Here is an 18,558-nt window from a genome sequence, read left to right on the forward strand (position 1 = left end):
GGCAGGGCTGGTAGGTCAAAATGAAAACGACGGCAGTTTAGCACTTTGCGTGCATAACTGCCGATCATCTCAGTGAATGCTCTTCAGGGAAGGCTAGCGGATACTCTTGTTAATCCGCTCAAGACGATGCTCGTTGTGATAATAAACCACACCATCCGTAAACTTGTTCGGGTTATACCTCCAACGTGGCAAGGCTTCTCTCAATGCCTCGGCGTATTCCGGGTCATTGGTCGAGACAACCGTAACATCGTAAGGGCGACCTGGGCGACCTGTTTGGGTGTTCATTCGGAAAGAAAGCACCGCGCAGGAGTTAATCCAGGAAGCAGTTTCATAAGGTTGCTGGACAATGATGATCGGCAGCGGACCTTGTTCATACTCCTGACAGAGTTGCTCCGTCACTTCGGTCGGCTCTGGTTTGGCAGATAGAGCTGCACAACCAGTCAAGCCCGCGGTGACGGTCATAATGGAGGCTGACGCTAGCATGGCGGTAATGCGTTTGGAGTGACCAATGGCTCTGAACATCCCTGTTTCTCGTATTGACAATGAAGCCAGCAGGCTAGCAAACGAGTCCTATCACCTCAAACAAAAGCGCGCCCCAGCATAGACTCCCGAACCGAAGCAAAAACGCTCAGGCAATCGTGTTGTAGAATTCCGCCAATGCCCACTCGGCCACTTCCAGATCTTCCACCATGGTGCCACCTGCGATGCCCAAACCACCCACCACATGGCCTTCCAGTTCAATCGGCACACCACCCTTAAACAGCGCCAGACCGCCATTGAGGTTTTCAATACCAGTCAGCGGGCGAGCGCGCACAACATCACCAAAGGCACCGCTTTCGGCTTTGAACAATGCTGCGGTAACGGCCTTGCGCTGGCTGACTTCAATCGACCCGAGGGTCGCGCCGTCCATATGAGAGAACCCCAGCAAATGACCACCGGCGTCGACAACGGCGATGTTGAAGTTTACGCCCATGTTGGCGGCTTTGGTTTCGCAGGCACGAATCAGCAATTTGGCATCGGCATTGGACAGTAACGGTAAATATTGGCGACTCATAACAGGCTCCTTGGTCAACTCCCCCAAAGTGTGTCTCGCAAAGACCCGGATACCCAATCAGAATTCTGCAACGATGAATTCGTTTTTCTGTGTCGGTCGCAGGTCACACCTGTCGTAAGTCGCACAGACAGCGACTGCAAAGATTCATAAACTGCCGTCATTCACGTCCACTGGAGTTCACCATGCACGGTATTCACGACCTGACCCTGTTTCTGGTTTCCGTCATTCTACTGAATCTGACTCCCGGCCCGGACTCCCTGTTGGTGATGTCTCGCACCGCCATGCAGGGCATGAAAGGCGGTGTGCAGGCCAGTATTGGCGTGACGCTGGGTTCGTTTGTGCATGTGCTGGCGGCGACGTTCGGCTTGTCGGTGATCATTGCCAATTCCGCCACGGCGTTTACCGTGATCAAGCTGCTGGGGGCCGCCTATCTGATCTACATGGGCATCACGGCCCTGCTGGCAAAACCGGCAAATAACGTTCCCAAAAACGGCTCAAACACAGTCAACGGTAACGGCTGTTCGAGCCAGCGCAATCTGCTGCTGCAAGGCTTTCTGTCCAATGTATTGAACCCAAAGGTCGCGCTGTTTTTTCTGGCCTTTGTGCCGCAATTCATCGACAGCCAGGCCAGCGCTACAGACAAGACCCTCGGGTTTTTAATATTGGGCTGCCTGTTTTCCATACTAACCCTGATCAACGGCATTGGCCTGACCGCTGCCAGTCGTTGGGCCCAGCAACGCATTCGCCCAGGACAACGTCTGAGCATGTGGCTTAACAAAAGCATCGGGGCACTGTTTGTGGCTTTTGGGGTCAAATTAGCACTCACGTCCCGTAACTAGCGGGCGTGATCAACAACACCACAAGCACAACACCAGCACGGCAACATTACGACGCCAAGCACAACACATAAGGACACCACCGTGGCCGGAGCCAGCCTGTTAACCCTGATCGATGACATTGCCACCCTGCTGGACGATGTCGCCACCATGACCAAGGTAGCCGCGACCAAAACCGCCGGTGTACTCGGTGATGACCTGGCCCTCAACGCCCAGCAACTAACAGGCATTCGGGCCGAGCGTGAACTGCCGGTGGTGTACGCCGTCGCCATTGGCTCTCTGCGCAACAAAGCCATTCTGGTGCCGGCTGCACTATTGATCAGCGCCGTTGTGCCATGGCTGATCACACCCTTGCTGATGCTGGGTGGAGCCTTTTTGTGCTTTGAGGGTGCGGAAAAATTGCTGCACCTGATTCAGCACAAACTGCGTGCTCAGGCAGCAAAAAAAGTCGGTAACGAAGCGTCCAAAACGCATGCAAATACCGAAGCACTCAAAGCATTGGCCGACCCCGACTTTGATCTGGTGGCCTACGAAAAAAACAAGATCAAAGGCGCCATACGTACCGACTTTATTCTTTCTGCTGAAATCATTGTGATCACCCTCGGCACCGTGACCGACGCCACTTTGATGGAGCAACTGGTCGTACTGACGGGCATTTCCGTGTTGATGACCCTGTTCGTTTACGGTCTGGTCGGTGGCATCGTCAAACTCGACGACCTGGGTTTACTGCTAAAAGACAAAACCTCCAAAGCGCTGCAAAACATCGGCACAGCCTTATTGGCCGCTGCTCCATGGCTAATGAAGATGCTTTCAATTGTTGGTACCGCGGCGATGTTTATGGTCGGTGGCGGTATTCTGGTTCACGGACTACCGCTGCTGCACCATGCCATTGAACACTCTGCCGATGCAGCCACCCACGTGTCGCAACTACCGGCCGTTAGCAGCGTACTCGGCGGTACCGTCAGCGTATTGTTAAACGCGCTGACCGGCGTTGTTGCCGGAGGCCTGTTGGCCATCGCCATGATGGCATTCAAAAAGCTCAAAAAAGACACCGCTGATCAGGTGCACTGATTCTGGTATTTGAATCCAGCGATTGGGCAAAGCAAATTGCCCAATCGACTTGAGCGCCCTATCCTGCCTCGCTTATCAACATTTACCCGACTCAACAGCAGTCCGATTCAATAGCAGGCAGCGCATGAACCTCTCCGAACGCATTCCCGTCAACGTTCTCACCGGCTTTTTGGGCAGCGGCAAAACCACCCTGCTGAAGCATTGGCTGCAATCGCCGGAGCTGGCTAACACCGCGGTCATCATCAACGAGCTGGGTTCAGTCGGCCTTGACCACCTGCTGGTTGATAACGCTCAGGAGAGTTTGTTTCTGTTGGAAAATGGCTGTCTGTGCTGCGCCGTTCGGGAAGATCTGGTGACCTCACTGCAAGAGCTGCACGCCAAACGCGAGAGCGGAAAACTGCCGCCATTCGACCGTGTAGTCATTGAAACCACCGGCCTCGCCGATCCACTTCCAGTACTGCAAACCCTGATGATGGCCGACGGCGTGGCCCAGCACTTTAAAACCGATGCGGTGATTACCTGCGTCGACGGCGTCAATGGCTTGAACACCCTCAACAACCACCCGGAAGCGGTCAAGCAAGTGCAGATCGCGGACCTGTTATTGATCACCAAACAGGATGTGCCCCAATCGCAGGACGAAGCTATCAAGCAGCCTTTACTGGAACAGCTGCAAAGCCTGAACCCCAACGCCAAACAAACTGGCGTGAATGGCGGCCAGCTGAACGCCAGTGTGCTACTGGAATCACGAGCCACCATAACCAGAGATGATTTTGAAGATTTGAGTAACGGCTCAGGCCATAGCGGCAAAGTGAACAGCCTGGTGCTGCTAACCAACGACGAAGTGTGCGAGTTTGAATTACAGCACTGGCTCGACGTTGCCTGCATGGTCTACGGCGAACAGCTACTGCGGGTGAAAGGGCTGGTTAAAATCCGCAACAGCCCGGAAAAACCCGTGCTGCTGCACGCGGTTCAGCAACTGGTGTCGCCAATGGAACGCCTGCCAGTCTGGCCATCCAAAGACCAACGCAGCCGCATTGTATTAATTGGAGAGAACCTCGACGAAAGCGATATCCGTCGGGTGTTCGAAGGCTTCACTGGCGCCAAACTCATCGATACCAAAGCCAACCCGCTGGCTGGGCTGGGGTTTGGAAGTATCAAGCCGTTGTAAAACGATCAACAAAACACACAGCAACAGAAACGGCCAACCACAGACAGTTGGCCACAGAAAGTAGGCGGCAGGACCTCTGGAATAGAGGGGCTCTGTTAGCCCGCCAGAATAAGATCAAACACCTGCAGGGCTTCCTCAAGGGTATAGTTACCGTTCATCACATTCGGCCAGATACTGGCATCGCTGCGATACACAAAATGCGCGCCGTATTTGCCACGACTGGAAACCACAACCTGCTCTTCACCACTGGCCACCAACGCATTAAAACGGTGCTTGCCACCCAGGTTTACCCACACCCAATCCTGCTCGGCAATCAGAAACTCTCCGTGAATATGCTTGTAGGAATCCGGCTTGTAGCCCTTGCTCTGGATACTGGTATACACCGCCCACTGGCGCTTGAACTCCTGCTGAGCGACGCCGTCTGACACCGGCCCAAAATACTGCCAACCATAGTCCTTGCCCCAATGCGCCCCCAGCTTGATGGCTTCTTTGCCCAAAAAGCCTTGCGGCGTTTCTACTGCTACTTGTTGCAGGCGTTCTTCCGGCGTCATTCCCCACCACGGCATCACCGCCGCCATGGCGGGATCAGCAGCAATCGGGCTATCCGAGATACCGAGCAAATCGCCCACGGTTACAGGCTGGTTTGCTTTAAAGTAATTGGCCAGAGCGCTGTTCTCGTAATCGCGCTGGTCGCCACGAAGGGTTGCCACAAACGGATTATCCAACGCCCGATGCGCCATAAGATTCATCCGACAATGGCTGACAGGCACAGACGCGACGACCGACGTCGAACGCTGATAGGCCAGCTCAGAGGGAGAGGTAGTAAAATGAGACACCGGCTCCAACGCACGGCGTTTTCTGAATGCGGCTAGTCCAAACACTCAATAATTCCAACGGTATTCACAATCCAAGGAATATAGATCGAATTATTCTGGTTTCTAACCAGCAAAAGATGAACGAATTGTTCCCCATACGACATAATAAAAGCATTTCAGCAACAGTTATCAGAAAAACCAGTAAAAGGTTCTATTCGCAACACCAATGGCAACAGCCTGACAGATATAATCGTACACAGAGCCTTGTAGAATGGGCCCCGCCCATCAATCACCAACCGGGCGGATATACTCCCGCCACAACTCTACCCTCGCCCGCGACACCCGCCCTCAAAATCTGGATAATGTCGGCCAGTTTTTTCACGCCCTGCGTTCCACTTACCAACCCGGTGCCTCTCATGCAAATCAAGGTCAACTTTCTCGATAACCTGCGGCTGGATGCCAAATTCGATGACTTCACCGTCATTGCCGACCAGCCAATCCGTTACAAGGGAGATGGCTCGGCGCCGGGGCCGTTCGATTATTTTCTGGCGTCGTCGGCCATGTGTGCGGCCTATTTCGCCAAGATGTACTGCCAGTCGCGCGGTATTCCGACCGAAGACCTGCGTCTGGTACAGAACAACATCGTCGATCCGGAAGACCGCTACAAGCAGACCTTCCGCATCCAGCTGGAGCTGCCAGAAGGCATTTCCGAGAAAGACCGCTTGGGCATTCTGCGCTCGATGGAGCGTTGCACCGTTAAACGAGTGATCCAGAACGGCCTGGATTTTGATATTCAGGTGGTCAACGACCTCGACGACAGCACCGCGCTGCTGGAAGGTTTTAACAGCGAAAGCGAAACCTTTATTGAAGGCAAGGACGTGCCGCTGGAGCAGACCATTGCCAAAATGACCGGCTTGCTGGCTGATTTGGGCATGAAGATCGAAGTGGCGTCCTGGCGCAACATCGTGCCGAACGTCTGGTCGTTGCATATCCGCGATGCCGATTCGCAGATGTGTTTTACCAACGGCAAGGGCGCTACCAAAGAGAGCGCGTTGGCGTCGGCGCTGGGTGAGTTTCTGGAGCGCCTGAACTGCAACTTCTTCTACAACGACCAGTTCTTCGGTGAGGACATCGCCAACGCCGAGTTTGTGCATTACCCGAACGAGAAGTGGTTCCAGCCGGGTCCGAACGACGAGCTGCCAGAAGAAATTCTGGATGAATACTGCCTCGATATTTATAACCCGGACGACGAGCTGCAAGGCTCACACCTGTTCGATACCAATTCCGGTCGCACCGACCGTGGCATTGTATCGCTGCCGTTTGTGCGTCAGTCCGACGGCGAGACCGTCTACTTCCCGTCCAACCTGATCGAAAACCTGTTCCTCAGCAACGGCATGAGCGCCGGCAACACCCATGCTGAAGCTCAGGTGCAGTGCTTGTCGGAGATTTTCGAACGGGCGGTCAAACGCCAGATTCTGGAAGAAGAACTGACCCTGCCAGACGTTCCGCAGGAATACATCGACCGTTACCCGGGCATCGTTGCTGGCATTAAAGAGCTGGAAGAACAAGGTTTCCCGGTACTGGTAAAAGACGCCTCGCTCGGCGGTATGTACCCGGTGATGTGTGTGACCCTGATGAATCCGCGCACCGGCGGTGTGTTTGCCTCTTTTGGTGCTGCCCCAAGCTTCGAAGTGGCGATGGAGCGCTCGCTGACCGAACTGCTGCAAGGCCGCAGCTTTGAAGGTTTGAACGACCTGCCACAGCCGACCTTCGACAGCATGGCTGTAACCGAACCAAACAACTTCGTTGAGCACTTTATTGACTCCACCGGTCTGGTGAGCTGGAAGTTCTTCAGCGCCAAGGCGGATTTCGACTTCGTTGATTGGGACTACGCTTCGGAGCTCGAGGATCGTAAAGCCAAATCGGAAGAAGAAGCCGCCATCCTGTTTGGCATTCTGGAAGAAATGGGACTGGAAGCCTACATGGCTCAATACGAAGACCTTGGTGTTCCAGCTTGCCGGATTCTGGTGCCGGGTTATTCCGAAGTGTATCCGGTGGAAGACCTGATCTATGACAACACCAACAAGGCGCTGGCGTTCCGTGAAGACATTCTGAACCTGCACACGCTGAACGATCAGCAACTGACCGATCTGATTGAGCGCCTGGAAGACACCGACGTGGATGACTACACCAAGATCATCACCTTGATTGGCGTTGAATTTGACGACAACACCGTCTGGGGCCAGCTAACTATTCTGGAATTGAAGCTGCTGATTTTCCTGGCACTGGAACGTCACGACGACGCCAAGGAACTGCTGGAAATGTTCCTGCAGTTCAACGACAACACCGTCGACCGCGGGCTGTTCTATCAGGCACTGAACTGTGTACTGGAAGTGGTACTCGACGAGGAAGAAGACATCACCGACTACCTGCCGAACTTCCGCCGTATGTTTGGTGAAGAGCGCATGAACGCAGCGGTCGGTTCGGTGACTGGCGCGATTCGCTTCTTTGGCCTGGAGCCAACCAACATGCAGCTGGAAGGCCTCGACAAGCATCAGCGTTTGATCAACAGCTATAAGAAGCTGCACGCTGCACGGGCGAAAGCGGCGGGGCTTTAATCCGACGGCAGGAGCACATTAGCAATGAGAGAATTTGTCGTAGGCTTCGACCCTGGTGGTAAAAACAAATTTGGCTGGACAGCAGTCGAATACGGCAAGGAATTCGTCAATGAGATGGCAATTTCAGGCACCGCCAGTAGCGCTCAAACGGCAATTGCAGCCGTTAAAAGCGCTCTGGGAGCCGATATATCCATTGTTGCTGCAGGAATCGATGCTCCATTGTTTTGGTCGGCTGACAGCCACAGAAAAGCTGACATCACTGTACGTCAGTTGATTAAACAAGCAGGCTGCCAACACTCATCAGGGACTGTTCAACACATCAACTCTCTTCGGGGAGCATGTGTTGTTGAAGGTGTCATGTTGGGAAATCTTCTTCGGCAAGAATATCCAGAAACTCTCTTGGCGGAGAGTCACCCTAAAGCATTCCTCTGGCTAAGCCGCCAATTTGAAAGCTTTTCGGGTGAAAATGAACATGAGCGAGACTCAATGATAGCAGCCTATACGGCTTGGGCTCTTCGCTCAGGGCAACACGATTGGCGTGATCTGGCAAAGGAAGAGCCAACTCCTTTTTTCCCGATACCGGGGAATATTCATTACCCCATACCCACTAGTTAAAACTCATCCTCCACCTGCCCGGCCGCACAGGCATTGGCAGGTGGCTTATTGCTTCCCACAGCAGATTTTCTCTCCGCTTTTGCCAGCCGCTTGGCTTCGCCCTTACAGCGCTCCGAGCAGTATTTCACTTCTTCCCAGCAACGTAGCCATTTCTTGCGCCAGCTGAAAGGCCTCTGGCAATGACTGCAGGTTTTCTCTGGCAGGTTCGGTTTTTTGTGCGCCATAAACACTGCTACCTATAACTCGTCCAGGTTAGCTAACAACCATTCAGCTCGACCCCACAGTGCCTGTTTTTTCTCATCGCTTTGTTTGTCGAGATTACGGTAAATCATGCTCATCCGGTGGTTGCTCTGGAACTGTTCCTTGTGACGCATGATGAAATGCCAGTAGAGGCTGTTGAACGGGCAGCTGTTTGATTCAACGCTGGTTGTAACCTTGTAGCGGCAGGTTTTGCAGTAGTCAGACATCTTGTGTATGTAGTTGCCCGAGGCAGCGTAAGGCTTGCTGCCCAAATAACCGCCGTCTGCGTGCATCACCATGCCGAGGGTGTTGGGCAGCTCCACCCAGTCGTAGGCGTCGGCGTACACCGCCAGATACCATTCACAAAGCTGCTTGGGCTCAATGCCGGTTAGCAGCGCAAAGTTGCCAGTGACCATCAGCCGTTGAATATGGTGGGCATAGGCATGATCCAGCGTGTTGCGCAGTGCTTCGCTCATGCACTTCATGCCGGTGTTGCCATCCCAGTAATAGCGCGGCAAATCCTGTTTGTTGCCCAGCCGGTTTTGCTCGGCGTAGTCCGGCATGTGCAGCCAGTAGATGCCTCGCACATATTCGCGCCAACCAATAATCTGGCGGATAAAGCCTTCCACCGCGTTCAGCGGAATCTCCGGGCCATCCCCTTGTTTACCTTTCAGCCATGCCTGTTCTGCCGCAGTACATACCTGCATGGCAGTGAGCAGCCCGGCGTTAATGTACGGAGACAGCAGGCTGTGAAACATAAAGTCTTCGCCCGTTGTCATGGCGTCCTGATAATCGCCAAAGTAAGGCAGACGTTCGGAGGTAAAATGTTCTAACGCCTGCTTAGCCTGAACCGCAGTAGTACCCCAGCGGAAATCATCCAGATTGCCCATATGCTCGGGGAATTCCCGTTCAACCAGGCCAAGTACTTCGCGGTCGATGTCATCGCGCTCGAAATACAGTGGTTTTGGGAGCGGCACTTTGCCGTCGTAGCGTTTGCGGTTGTCGGCATCGTAGTTCCATTTACCACCCACTGGCTCATTGCCCTGTGGGCCTTCCATCAGCAAGCCGGTTTTACGGCGCATTTCACGGTAGAAATACTCCATTCGCAGCTGTTTTTTACCCTCCGCCCAACGGGAAAATTCGGCGCTGTCGCAGACAAAGCGGTCGTCGGCATAGACCTGCACCGGTATTCCAAGCTCAGCAGGCCATTGATTATCGATGGCGTGCTGTAAGCGGTATTCACCGCACTGGGTAATCACCAGCTCAGAGGCATGGTGTTGTTGAACATGCGCCTTGGCGACTGCCAGCAAACTGTTGAAATCGGACTCGGCATCGTAGCTGTGGTAATCAACCTGCCACCCCTGCTGACGCAGCTCTTCAGCAAAGTGACGCATGGCCGAAAACAGAAAGGCAATTTTCTGCTTGTGGTGACGGACATAGCCGGCTTCTTCCGCCACTTCGGCCATCACAATGCGGTCGGTGGCAGCATCCAACACCCTCAGGGTTGCCAGGTTTGCCGTTAGCTGGTCGCCCAGAATCAGGCCTATACGCATACTTACTCCAACCCGTTCGGGCCTGAAAAATGCTGGGCGCACACCATGGCACCCACTCAATGAACAAGTATTGTATAGGTTTTAATTAAAAGTTGAACAACAAGAGAAAATTGTCAGTACAGATCAGCCTGGTCGGTTTTTTGTGACGGCTCGTTTAGCGACTCATGAAGGTCGGCTTCGGCATTGGCTTCTTCGGTGAGGTTTTTGGCCAGCTCTTTCTTCACCCGTACACCCAGCTTGCGGAAGTTATCGGCCTGACTGAGCAGGTTGCCACGGCCACTTTTCATGGAATTCCAGGCGTCTTCGTAGCTGTTGTTTACCGTCTTGAGCTGGTTGCCAACCCGGTCGAATTTTTCCACCACCACCGCCAGCTTGTCGTACAGCTTGCTGGCCTGGTCCGCCAGTTTTTCGGTGCTTTGATTGCGTCGCTCAATGGCCCAGAGGCTGGCGACGGTTCTCAGTGTGGCCAGCAAGGTGGTCGGTGTTACCACCACAATCTTTTGCTCAAACGCAGTATTGAACAGGCTTTCGTCGTGCTGAAAAGCCAGCATAAAAGCCGGCTCAATGGGCATAAACAGGAACACAAAATCCGGTGAGTTGAGACCGTTCAGATTCTGGTAGGCCTTGTTGCTGAGGCCTTTGACGTGGCTGCGCACCGACTCCACATGGCGCTTCAGTGCGCTGGCCTGCGTCAGCTCGGTATCGGCATTCACATAGTCGGTGTAAGCCGTTAGCGACACCTTGGAATCGACCACAATGTGCTTGTGATCCGGTAGCCGGATGATGACGTCCGGGCGATAGCGCTGGCCGCTGTCGTCGCTGTGGCTTTCTTCGCGGACGTACTCTGCGCCTTTGCGTAAACCTGAGCTTTCCAGCACGGTTTCCAGCACCATTTCGCCCCAGTTACCCTGGGTTTTGTGCTCGCCACGCAAGGCGGTGGTCAGCGCATGGGCTTCCGAGGTCATTTGCTGGTTGAGTTTGTGCAGTTCGATGATTTGCGCCTTAAGAGAAGCGCGATCTTTGGCATCAGAGAGGTGAACGTCTTCGACTTTTTTGCGCAAGCCGTCCAGCTGCTCCCTGAAGGGCGTCAGCAAGGTATTCAGTCCCTGCTGGCTTTGCTGAGTAAATTGCTGCTGTTTCTGCTCGAAGATTTTCTGCGACAGGTGTTCAAACTCTGTCAGCAGTTGCTCCTTGTTTTGCTGCAACAAGGCCAGCTTTTCGTCTGCATGTTGCTGCTGTAGCTGGCGCGCCTGCTGTTCGCTGGCCAAACGGGTTTGCAATTGCAACTTTTGCTGCTGCAAACCATTCAACTGCTGTTCCTGTTGCTGAATCAGCCGTTGGGCGTTGTTGTCACGTTCTTGCAGCACCGCATTTTGGGTACGCAGTTGCTCCAGCAACTGCGCGTGTTCACCATCTGCCAATTGTTGCTGCAAGCGGCTACGTCGTACCAATAGCTGTTGGGTCAGGCCCGCACCAAGCAAGCCGCCCAGCGCCAACAATGCCAGCACCAGTTGTGGAGCTTCGGTAAACCAGCCAGACAGCGACGCCAGCATCAAAATGCTCCCCGCAAGCCAATGCTCAAACCATGCCCTTCAATACTGTGGAAGTTGGTGCGGCTGTACTCAATCTGAAAGGAACGGCTGTTCGACTGCAGCGGGAAGGCGAGCCCGGCACGAATCAGGGGCGAGCAGCCTGTCAGGCTGACGGTTTCGGAGTCGCTGTCGCCATCTTCCAGCTTCAGAGTGCCAAGCCAGCAGTGGTGACCGTAGTCGAAGTACGGCCAGATACGGCCGATAGGGATCTGCACTTTGGCATTCAATCCCAGACTGGCGGAGCGTATGTAGCGCAGCTCGCTGTCGTCTTCATCTGGGTCACTCAGCACGTGAACGCCAGCGCCCAGATAGAGCCAGGAACGATAGGAATAGCCGCTTTCAACACGGAAGGTCACGCTGCCAACGTAATCGCGTTCGTCATCGTACTGGCGACGCTGCTGACGTTGAAAATCGTTCGGGTCCCAGTTGAATACCGTGTAGCCAAACGACCCCTCCAGATAAGGGTACAAATCAGGCACCGGCTCGTTGAAGTAGTCGGCACTCAACTCCTGACCGAAGCTTTCCAGCGTCGGGGCCGGAATGTTGAGGCCAACCTGCGCCATCGCAGGCACGGCTCCGAGCGTTAGAGCCAGTACAGAAACCGTTTTCCGCAGTCGTTGGCATGGTGTCAGCATCGCGCTTCCCTATCTGGCTGAATCTGTTTTACCAATTCCGTGGGCTGAATCAGTTGGCCACCAGCAGTTCTTCCAACGACTGGATGATCCGGTTCGGCTGCGCCGTGGCAATGTTTTCACCGTGGTTGTAGCCATAAGGTACGGCGACCGTCATACAGCCGGCGGCTTTGCCAGCAAACATGTCGTTGCGGGAGTCCCCCACCATGATGCAATGAGCCGGTTCTGCGCCAAGGTGCTGACAGGCGTGCAGAATTTGGCCCGGGTCTGGCTTCTTCTGTTCGAGATCATCGCCACACACCACAAAATCAAACACGGTGCCCCACCCCAGTGAATCGATCAAAGGCTCGGTAAACTTACGCGGCTTGTTGGTCACCATGGCCATTTTCACGCCCATAAATGCCATGCGGGTGAGCGTTTTTTGCACGCCGGGATACACGCCCGTAGCAGTGCGCAGGTTATTCAGGTAGGTGTCATCGAACACCACGCGCGCAGCGGCCACCTGTTCGGCATCCAGCTCGGCGGCTTTCATGTCATTGCCATCTGCCAGCGCACGGCGTACCAGCATGTCAGCGCCATTGCCAACCCATTCGGCGACCAGTGCTTCACCGGCTGCGGGGCGATCCAGGCTGACCAACATGGCATCCACCGCACGGGCCAAATCCGGCACACTGTCGATCAGAGTGCCGTCCAGGTCGAACAAAACGGCCCCCGGGCGGTTGTCTTCACAACCTTCGACAGCGGCGAAATAGTCTTCGATGTGGGCGTTCCAGATCGACATGGCAGTTACCTTTCGGGATGGTAAAAAACAAACAGGCTACCGGATGGCAGCCTGTGGACTCAACTGATTGACGCCAAAGCGGCGCGATCAACGCTTGGCAGCAGCCAATTCAACACGCATGTCGTCGATCACGACCTTGTAGTCTGGTTTGCCGAAGATCGCAGAACCGGCCACGAACATATCGGCACCAGCCTCGGCGATTTCCTTGATGTTGTCGACTTTCACACCACCGTCGATTTCCAGACGAATATCAAAACCGGATTCATCAATGCGCTTGCGCGCTTCACGCAGCTTGTCGAGGGTTTGCGGAATAAACGACTGACCGCCAAAGCCCGGGTTAACAGACATCAGCAGAATCACATCCAGCTTGTCCATCACGTAATCCAGGTAGTGCAGCGGCGTTGCCGGATTGAATACCAGACCGGCTTTACAACCGTGGGATTTGATCAGCTGCAAGGTACGGTCAATGTGATCGGACGCCTCCGGGTGGAAGGTAATGTAAGTCGCACCGGCGGCGGCAAAGTCAGCCACCAGGCTGTCGACCGGTGAAACCATCAGGTGAACATCAATGGGAGCCGTGTAGCCATGGTCGTCCATGTACTTTTTCAGGGACTTGCAGACCATCGGACCAATGGTCAGGTTAGGCACGTAATGGTTGTCCATCACATCGAAGTGAACCACGTCAGCACCGGCGTCCAGCACAGCGGCAACGTCATCACCCAAACGAGCAAAGTCAGCGGAAAGAATGGAAGGAGCGATCAGATCAGACATGGTCAGGCACACGGTTGCAAATGAGCGGCTATTGTAAGGGGGAGCCGCTAATTATTAAACCGGCCAGCAAGCGGCAACGCGGTGATTTTATGGGGCTGTCCAATCCGGATATTTGAAGCGGAACGGCTTTTGCAACCTCCCCCCTGCGCGTCAATTTTCCGTAGCCACTGCATGAGTCCGATCGCCATGACACCAGACGTTTTGCCCTCGCGCTTTTATGCCAGCCAACTCTCCCCCGCATGTGGCCGAAGCGTCGCCCTCGTTTTTTCGACATTGTGCCTGCTGTTACTGACGCCAGCGCATGCAGAAGAGGCTGCTAGCAGTACCGATACTCAAACCGAAAACACGACCAACACTGACGAGATCACCGAGCAAGCCGACGGCGAAGCTACACAGATGATGCCCGAACGGGTTACCCCCAATAGCACCCGCCAACGCCACGGTGCCATTGCCGAACACCTGACCCTGTTTCAGCGCCAACAGGAAATGGTTTTGCTGGCCGAAGGCGAAACCCCGTTTTACGGTTTGTTTTTGCAAGAGCGCAGCGGCCGCCCGCAAGGGGCTGCGCTGATTCTGCATGCGCGCGGTGAACACGGGTTGTGGCCACGCTCTGCCGGACACATGCGCGAAAGCCTGCCGGATGTTGGCTGGAGCACACTGGCCATTGAACTGCCCGACCCGCCGGATTTGCCCATTCCGCCCACCGCTCTGTATGCACCAGCACAACCATTGGATTCAGCCTCGTCAGGCACCGCCGAAGGCGACCCGGACAACGTAGATTCCGCTTCGTCGACCGGTAACGACGGCACACCCAACACAACCTCAAACAACGCGGCAGCAGATGCGGCAGCAGCGTCTTCAACAGGAGCCACTGCGCAAGCCTCAGCTGACGCCGCTAATACCAACAATGCCCCCAGCAGCACTGAAGTAGACCCGGCCAGCACCGACATGACCGGTGAACCGCCGTTGCCAGAGCGACAATCCAATCCAACCGTCGCCTCCGAACCGGTCGACCCGGTGGTGCAAGAGCACAGCGCCCGGCTGACCAACTACGAAACCCTCAGTCAGCAATACCGCGATGCCATGGTCGCCCGCATCGAACAAGGGGTGGCTTACCTGAAGAGCCGCGGTCAACACAATCTGGTGGTGATTGCTTACGGTAACAGCGCGGGCTGGGCCGGTCAGTGGGTCACCGCCAATACCCGGGTCAACAAAAAAGGCCAGCCGGAACGAGGGCTGTCGCTGGTACTGATCAATGCCATGGAAGACCCGTCAGCGAAGATTCCAATGAACGATCATCTGGTCAAACTGGCCGTGCCGGTCTTCGATCTGGTCACGGCCAACCCCGGCGTCAGCGACTATGAAGTGCGTCAGCGCGCCGGCCTGATGCGGCACAAAAACCGTCGCACCTACCAACAGTTCCTGTTGGATGCGCCGATAACATCAGGAGAAGCCGATGCAGCCATTGTGCGACGCATTCGTGGCTGGTTACGAACCCATGCCGCAGGCACCCGGTTGATTCGGGGCTAGAAGCAGATCGAATCAAAACGCCGAGCAGCCAAAACACTCGGCGGCGCCAGCAAAATCCAAACGGGCTTCTATACTCAAGGGGACATCTATTTAATCCGGTGCTCACTCTGGGCTGCCGGATGGTTTCGAATCACGAAGCCGACTTGCAGGCCTGACGGGTCAAGTCAAAAGTCGGCGACACAGAGTCGAGATCATCCGGCAGCCCCCGCAGGGCGCGGGTTGCCGCTGCCCAGTGCGGTGTTGACGAACTTGGAAAGGACACGTCATTCCACTGCATTCGTCGCCTTGCACTGAACAACGGCAACACTCGCGCAGAGCCGTGCAGGATTAAATAGATGTCCCCTCAAGGGGCCGGTCGTTGGCCGGTTGTCCAATCAACGATTTCAAGGGTGTTTGAATGGCCACTCCAATTTTTGTCACCGCTGCCAGTATTGCCGCCGAATTGCATCAAGCCATGCTGGAGGCCAAAGGGCTGGCGCTCACGGCCAAGAACGCCCGCGCGTTGGCCGTCAGGGCTGGCTCCAAAACCGTTGGATTCAAGGCCATCACCCATTTCATCGACGAACTGGCTTCCGACATCATCCGCCAGAGCCAGTACATCAACGGCGTGTCGGAAAAGCTGTCGCAGCACGCCGTGTCGTTGTGGCGCTCGGACACCGCCGCGCGCAAGTTTGAATGGCTGGAGTCGCAGAAACTGCCTCACGGCGATTCGCTCTACGACGCCATGCACAACTGCTACAGCGAACGGGAAAAGCTGTCGCTGATGTTGAGCCGAGGGCTGCGCGAGCTGGAAGCGCAGCTGGAGGAAGGCGACAAGCACATTCGTACCGCCAATCTGATTGCTACTTCCAGCAAGGTGGAAGCGTCATCGGCCGGTGACTTTCGTGCCCAACTGGAGGTGATCGCCCAAAACATCACCACCACTGCCAACCAGATTCGCCAGCATCTGACCAACGCCAGACGCTTGCTGAACCAGAAACACAGTTAATGCCCGGGTGAGTTACCCAACTACGCCAAAAAACAGGCCAACCAATGGCCAGCAGCAAGCCAACCACAGACACAGAGCTTAGAGAAAACCGATCGGGGGATACCATGCAGGCAACAGTGATTTACGAGGACGGCGATCACCGCTGGATTATGTTCGGGCGCGACCCCAACAAGTCCGAGGGCATCATCGATACCAACCAGTATCTGATCCAAAGCGGCGACCAGGCCATTTTGCTGGACCCGGGCGGTATTGAGCTGTTCGCACCGATGCTGTCGGCGGTACTGAAATTTGTACCGACCGAGAAAATCACCCACCTGTTCGCCAGCCACCAGGACCCCGACATCATTTCGTCATTGGGGCTATGGGATCAGGCATTGCCTAACGCAAAGCTGTATTCGCCCTGGCTGTGGGAAAGTTTTATTCGTCATTTTGGCATGGAGCGCATCGAGTTCTGCGCCATCCCGGACGAAGGCCAGACCATTTCACTGGGGCGTATTCAGCTACAGTTTGTTCCGGCGCATTACCTGCACTCCTCTGGTAACTTCCACGTTTACGATCCAAAAGCCAAGATCCTGATGAGTGGCGACATTGGTGCTGCCATGGAAGACCATGATGCTCCGTTGTACGTCGATAATATGAGTAGCCATACCCAGAAGATGCGCAAATTCCACCAACGCTGGATGCCATCCAACGAAGCCAAACAAGACTGGATTCGACGGGTACGCCAGCTCGACATCGACCTGATGGTGCCACAGCACGGCCGTCTGTTTCAGAAACAGCAGGTAGCTGAATTCCTCAACTGGTTTGAAGAACTGCCCGTCGGTATCGCTGTTCGCTGACTTTTTCTTGTTATTCATTGGCCCGCTACCAGCAGTACGGTTATCGAAACGTACTGTTTATGGCGGGTCTTTTGCCTGCACTTCGCATACTGATTAGACTTCCCGGCTTTTGTACCCTGCGCCGGACGCCCCTTTGAATACATCCATTCGCCAACTCGTTATCCAGCTGTTTTTACCCGTGTATTTGCCCGGCATCCTTACCGCCATGGCCCAAACCTCGGTGCTGGTGCTGCTGCCCATGTACGTGCTGGAACTCGGATTCGATGCCTCAATTGCGGCATTGATGCTGGCTTCCCGTGGCGTCGGTCAGCTATTGGGGGATGTGCCTGCGGGCATTGTGGCATCGAAATTTGGCGATCGCGGCTGTCTGCTGTTGGGCAATATCGGCTATGTGATTGGTTACAGCCTGATGGCCTGTGGCAACAACCCCATCGTGTTGGGCATTGGCGGCATCATCGCCGGTCTTTCAATGTCGTTCGCCCTGCTTGGTCGCCAGGCCTATATCAGCCACCGATCATTGCCTAACCAGCGAGGCAGAGCCTTGTCTCTGGTGGCTGGCGGCATGCGCATCGGCTCTCTCATTGGCCCAGTGATCGGCGGTCTGGTGGCTTCCCATTACAGTTACCAGGCGGCCTTCCTGTGCATGGTGGCACTCAGTGTGGTGGCTTTGATTCTGGTGTTGATGACCGCAGAGAAAGGCCAACCGGAAGCCACCGATACTCCCCATTCCATGGGCGCAATTTTGCGGATTCTGGTCGACCACAAGCAGGCGTTTCTGAGTGCTGGGCTGGCCATGATCATGCTGCAATTTATGCGTGCAGGCCGAATCACCCTACTGCCATTGGCAGGCAGCTCGGTGGGACTGAATGTCGCCGAAGTCGGCTTTTTGGTGTCGGCAGCGGCCTTTATGGACAGCCTGATGTTTGTGCCCGCCGGCATCATCATGGATCGCTGGGGCCGCAAGGCCGCAGCAGCACCCAGCCTGATCATCTTCGCTCTGGGCCTGAGCCTGTTGGCCTGGGCAGACAGCTACGCCGCCTTGCTGGCCGGTGCACTGTTAATTGGTACGGGTAATGGCCTCAGCGCCGGCCTGGTGATGGTACTGGGCGTCGACTTTGCCCCCGAAAAAGGCCGGGCACGCTTTATTGGCGTATGGAAACTGGTGTCAGATTCCGGTCAGGCCGCCGCGCCGCTGGTGATCAGCGGCATGCTGACGGTCACCAGTCTGCTGGTAACCACTCAGGCCGTCGCCATGGCCGGTTTTTTTGGTTTCTACTGGCTGCGCACGCGGGTGCAGGAAACCCTTCAGAAAACCAATGATTGATGCAAATGCAGGCATCGGGCCGTAACACGGCTCAAATGAAATCTGTGTAAGAATTAATCAGACCTAAGGGTAAAAGCCATATACCAATTCGTGCTATTCCGACATTGTCGCTAGAGCAATGTCGGGGGCCT

At 55.0% G+C, this 18,558-nt stretch carries 18 protein-coding genes; 9 read left to right on the forward strand and 9 right to left on the reverse strand.

What is annotated here, in order from left to right; all coding sequences use genetic code 11:
* Nucleotides 1-93: 93 nt before the first annotated feature.
* Together ACXADJ_RS10795 and ACXADJ_RS10800 are read right to left on the reverse strand one after the other, a co-directional pair.
* Complete coding sequence (locus tag ACXADJ_RS10795; protein ID WP_475065684.1) at nucleotides 94-522, reverse strand: hypothetical protein; 429 nt, start codon at nucleotides 520-522, stop codon at nucleotides 94-96.
* A 106-nt stretch (nucleotides 523-628) separates the two neighbouring features.
* Nucleotides 629-1,054 carry a GlcG/HbpS family heme-binding protein gene (locus tag ACXADJ_RS10800; RefSeq protein ID WP_475065688.1) on the reverse strand — a complete coding sequence of 142 codons (426 nt, stop codon included), beginning with the start codon at nucleotides 1,052-1,054 and terminating at the stop codon, nucleotides 629-631.
* 182 nt (nucleotides 1,055-1,236) lie between these two features.
* Here ACXADJ_RS10800 and ACXADJ_RS10805 point away from each other — a divergent pair, with 182 nt between their 5' ends.
* The 3 genes from ACXADJ_RS10805 to ACXADJ_RS10815 all read left to right on the forward strand — a co-directional run bounded on the left by ACXADJ_RS10805 (nucleotide 1,237) and on the right by ACXADJ_RS10815 (nucleotide 4,129).
* Complete coding sequence (locus tag ACXADJ_RS10805; protein WP_475065691.1) at nucleotides 1,237-1,893, forward strand: LysE family translocator; 657 nt, start codon at nucleotides 1,237-1,239, stop codon at nucleotides 1,891-1,893.
* 81 nt (nucleotides 1,894-1,974) lie between these two features.
* On the forward strand, nucleotides 1,975-2,961 hold the full coding sequence (locus ACXADJ_RS10810) for a DUF808 domain-containing protein (RefSeq protein WP_475065692.1): 987 nt from the start codon (nucleotides 1,975-1,977) through the stop codon (nucleotides 2,959-2,961).
* 124 nt (nucleotides 2,962-3,085) lie between these two features.
* On the forward strand, nucleotides 3,086-4,129 hold the full coding sequence (locus tag ACXADJ_RS10815) for a CobW family GTP-binding protein (RefSeq protein ID WP_475065696.1): 1,044 nt from the start codon (nucleotides 3,086-3,088) through the stop codon (nucleotides 4,127-4,129).
* Nucleotides 4,130-4,224: 95 nt separating this feature from the next.
* Here the strand turns inward: ACXADJ_RS10815 and ACXADJ_RS10820 are convergent, their stop codons facing one another.
* On the reverse strand, nucleotides 4,225-4,869 hold the full coding sequence (locus tag ACXADJ_RS10820; RefSeq protein ID WP_475065699.1) for a hypothetical protein: 645 nt from the start codon (nucleotides 4,867-4,869) through the stop codon (nucleotides 4,225-4,227).
* 491 nt (nucleotides 4,870-5,360) lie between these two features.
* Between ACXADJ_RS10820 and ACXADJ_RS10825 the strand changes: the two genes are divergently transcribed.
* Both ACXADJ_RS10825 and ACXADJ_RS10830 read left to right on the forward strand, forming a co-directional pair.
* Nucleotides 5,361-7,562, forward strand: a complete 2,202-nt coding sequence (locus ACXADJ_RS10825) for an OsmC domain/YcaO domain-containing protein (protein WP_475065702.1) — start codon at nucleotides 5,361-5,363, stop codon at nucleotides 7,560-7,562.
* A gap of 24 nt (nucleotides 7,563-7,586) precedes the next feature.
* Nucleotides 7,587-8,177 carry a hypothetical protein gene (locus tag ACXADJ_RS10830; protein WP_475065705.1) on the forward strand — a complete coding sequence of 197 codons (591 nt, stop codon included), beginning with the start codon at nucleotides 7,587-7,589 and terminating at the stop codon, nucleotides 8,175-8,177.
* Here the strand turns inward: ACXADJ_RS10830 and ACXADJ_RS10835 are convergent.
* From ACXADJ_RS10835 to rpe, 6 genes are all read right to left on the reverse strand, one after another.
* On the reverse strand, nucleotides 8,174-8,401 hold the full coding sequence (locus ACXADJ_RS10835) for a DUF2256 domain-containing protein (RefSeq protein ID WP_475065707.1): 228 nt from the start codon (nucleotides 8,399-8,401) through the stop codon (nucleotides 8,174-8,176). The two genes, ACXADJ_RS10830 and ACXADJ_RS10835, sit on opposite strands and share 4 nt — an antisense overlap.
* Before the next feature lie 12 nt (nucleotides 8,402-8,413).
* Entirely contained in the window at nucleotides 8,414-9,970 is a 1,557-nt protein-coding gene (locus ACXADJ_RS10840) for a cryptochrome/photolyase family protein (RefSeq protein WP_475065709.1), read from the reverse strand.
* 113 nt (nucleotides 9,971-10,083) lie between these two features.
* Nucleotides 10,084-11,523: a DNA recombination protein RmuC gene (locus tag ACXADJ_RS10845; RefSeq protein WP_475065711.1), complete on the reverse strand. Its 1,440-nt coding sequence runs from the start codon at nucleotides 11,521-11,523 to the stop codon at nucleotides 10,084-10,086.
* Entirely contained in the window at nucleotides 11,523-12,197 is a 675-nt protein-coding gene (locus tag ACXADJ_RS10850; RefSeq protein ID WP_475065713.1) for a hypothetical protein, read from the reverse strand. The genes ACXADJ_RS10845 and ACXADJ_RS10850 overlap by 1 nt, the downstream gene beginning before the upstream one ends.
* Nucleotides 12,198-12,246: 49 nt before the next feature.
* The gene (locus ACXADJ_RS10855; protein ID WP_475065715.1) at nucleotides 12,247-12,975 is read right to left on the reverse strand and encodes a phosphoglycolate phosphatase; all 729 of its coding nucleotides are present in this window, start codon (nucleotides 12,973-12,975) and stop codon (nucleotides 12,247-12,249) included.
* Between the two features lie 87 nt (nucleotides 12,976-13,062).
* The gene (gene rpe / locus ACXADJ_RS10860) at nucleotides 13,063-13,746 is read right to left on the reverse strand and encodes a ribulose-phosphate 3-epimerase (RefSeq protein WP_475065718.1); all 684 of its coding nucleotides are present in this window, start codon (nucleotides 13,744-13,746) and stop codon (nucleotides 13,063-13,065) included.
* Between the two features lie 273 nt (nucleotides 13,747-14,019).
* Here rpe and ACXADJ_RS10865 point away from each other — a divergent pair, with 273 nt between their 5' ends.
* From ACXADJ_RS10865 to ACXADJ_RS10880, 4 genes are all read left to right on the forward strand, one after another.
* Nucleotides 14,020-15,276, forward strand: coding sequence for a DUF3530 family protein (locus ACXADJ_RS10865; protein WP_475065721.1), 1,257 nt, complete (start codon nucleotides 14,020-14,022; stop codon nucleotides 15,274-15,276).
* Nucleotides 15,277-15,673: 397 nt separating this feature from the next.
* A complete protein-coding gene (locus ACXADJ_RS10870; protein WP_028294603.1) occupies nucleotides 15,674-16,264 on the forward strand; it encodes a hypothetical protein in 591 nt (196 codons plus the stop codon).
* Nucleotides 16,265-16,368: 104 nt separating this feature from the next.
* Nucleotides 16,369-17,103 carry an oxygen-binding di-iron domain-containing protein gene (locus tag ACXADJ_RS10875; RefSeq protein ID WP_475065725.1) on the forward strand — a complete coding sequence of 245 codons (735 nt, stop codon included), beginning with the start codon at nucleotides 16,369-16,371 and terminating at the stop codon, nucleotides 17,101-17,103.
* Nucleotides 17,104-17,236: 133 nt separating this feature from the next.
* Complete coding sequence (locus ACXADJ_RS10880) at nucleotides 17,237-18,427, forward strand: MFS transporter (protein WP_475065728.1); 1,191 nt, start codon at nucleotides 17,237-17,239, stop codon at nucleotides 18,425-18,427.
* The last annotated feature ends 131 nt before the right edge of the window (nucleotides 18,428-18,558 follow it).

It is taken from the genome of Oceanobacter sp. ABM4_470, from assembly GCF_056158645.1.

Coding starts and splice junctions, on each gene's coding strand:
- ACXADJ_RS10795 (WP_475065684.1), bottom strand. CDS start 522: ATGTTCAGAGCCATTGGTCACTCCAAACGCATTACCGCCATGCTAGCG.
- ACXADJ_RS10855 (WP_475065715.1), bottom strand. CDS start 12,975: ATGTCGATCTGGAACGCCCACATCGAAGACTATTTCGCCGCTGTCGAA.
- ACXADJ_RS10800 (WP_475065688.1), bottom strand. CDS start 1,054: ATGAGTCGCCAATATTTACCGTTACTGTCCAATGCCGATGCCAAATTG.
- ACXADJ_RS10825 (WP_475065702.1), top strand. CDS start 5,361: ATGCAAATCAAGGTCAACTTTCTCGATAACCTGCGGCTGGATGCCAAA.
- ACXADJ_RS10875 (WP_475065725.1), top strand. CDS start 16,369: ATGCAGGCAACAGTGATTTACGAGGACGGCGATCACCGCTGGATTATG.
- ACXADJ_RS10815 (WP_475065696.1), top strand. CDS start 3,086: ATGAACCTCTCCGAACGCATTCCCGTCAACGTTCTCACCGGCTTTTTG.
- ACXADJ_RS10830 (WP_475065705.1), top strand. CDS start 7,587: ATGAGAGAATTTGTCGTAGGCTTCGACCCTGGTGGTAAAAACAAATTT.
- rpe (WP_475065718.1), bottom strand. CDS start 13,746: ATGTCTGATCTGATCGCTCCTTCCATTCTTTCCGCTGACTTTGCTCGT.
- ACXADJ_RS10845 (WP_475065711.1), bottom strand. CDS start 11,523: ATGCTGGCGTCGCTGTCTGGCTGGTTTACCGAAGCTCCACAACTGGTG.
- ACXADJ_RS10835 (WP_475065707.1), bottom strand. CDS start 8,401: ATGGCGCACAAAAAACCGAACCTGCCAGAGAAAACCTGCAGTCATTGC.
- ACXADJ_RS10840 (WP_475065709.1), bottom strand. CDS start 9,970: ATGCGTATAGGCCTGATTCTGGGCGACCAGCTAACGGCAAACCTGGCA.
- ACXADJ_RS10870 (WP_028294603.1), top strand. CDS start 15,674: ATGGCCACTCCAATTTTTGTCACCGCTGCCAGTATTGCCGCCGAATTG.
- ACXADJ_RS10820 (WP_475065699.1), bottom strand. CDS start 4,869: ATGGCGCATCGGGCGTTGGATAATCCGTTTGTGGCAACCCTTCGTGGC.
- ACXADJ_RS10850 (WP_475065713.1), bottom strand. CDS start 12,197: ATGCTGACACCATGCCAACGACTGCGGAAAACGGTTTCTGTACTGGCT.
- ACXADJ_RS10805 (WP_475065691.1), top strand. CDS start 1,237: ATGCACGGTATTCACGACCTGACCCTGTTTCTGGTTTCCGTCATTCTA.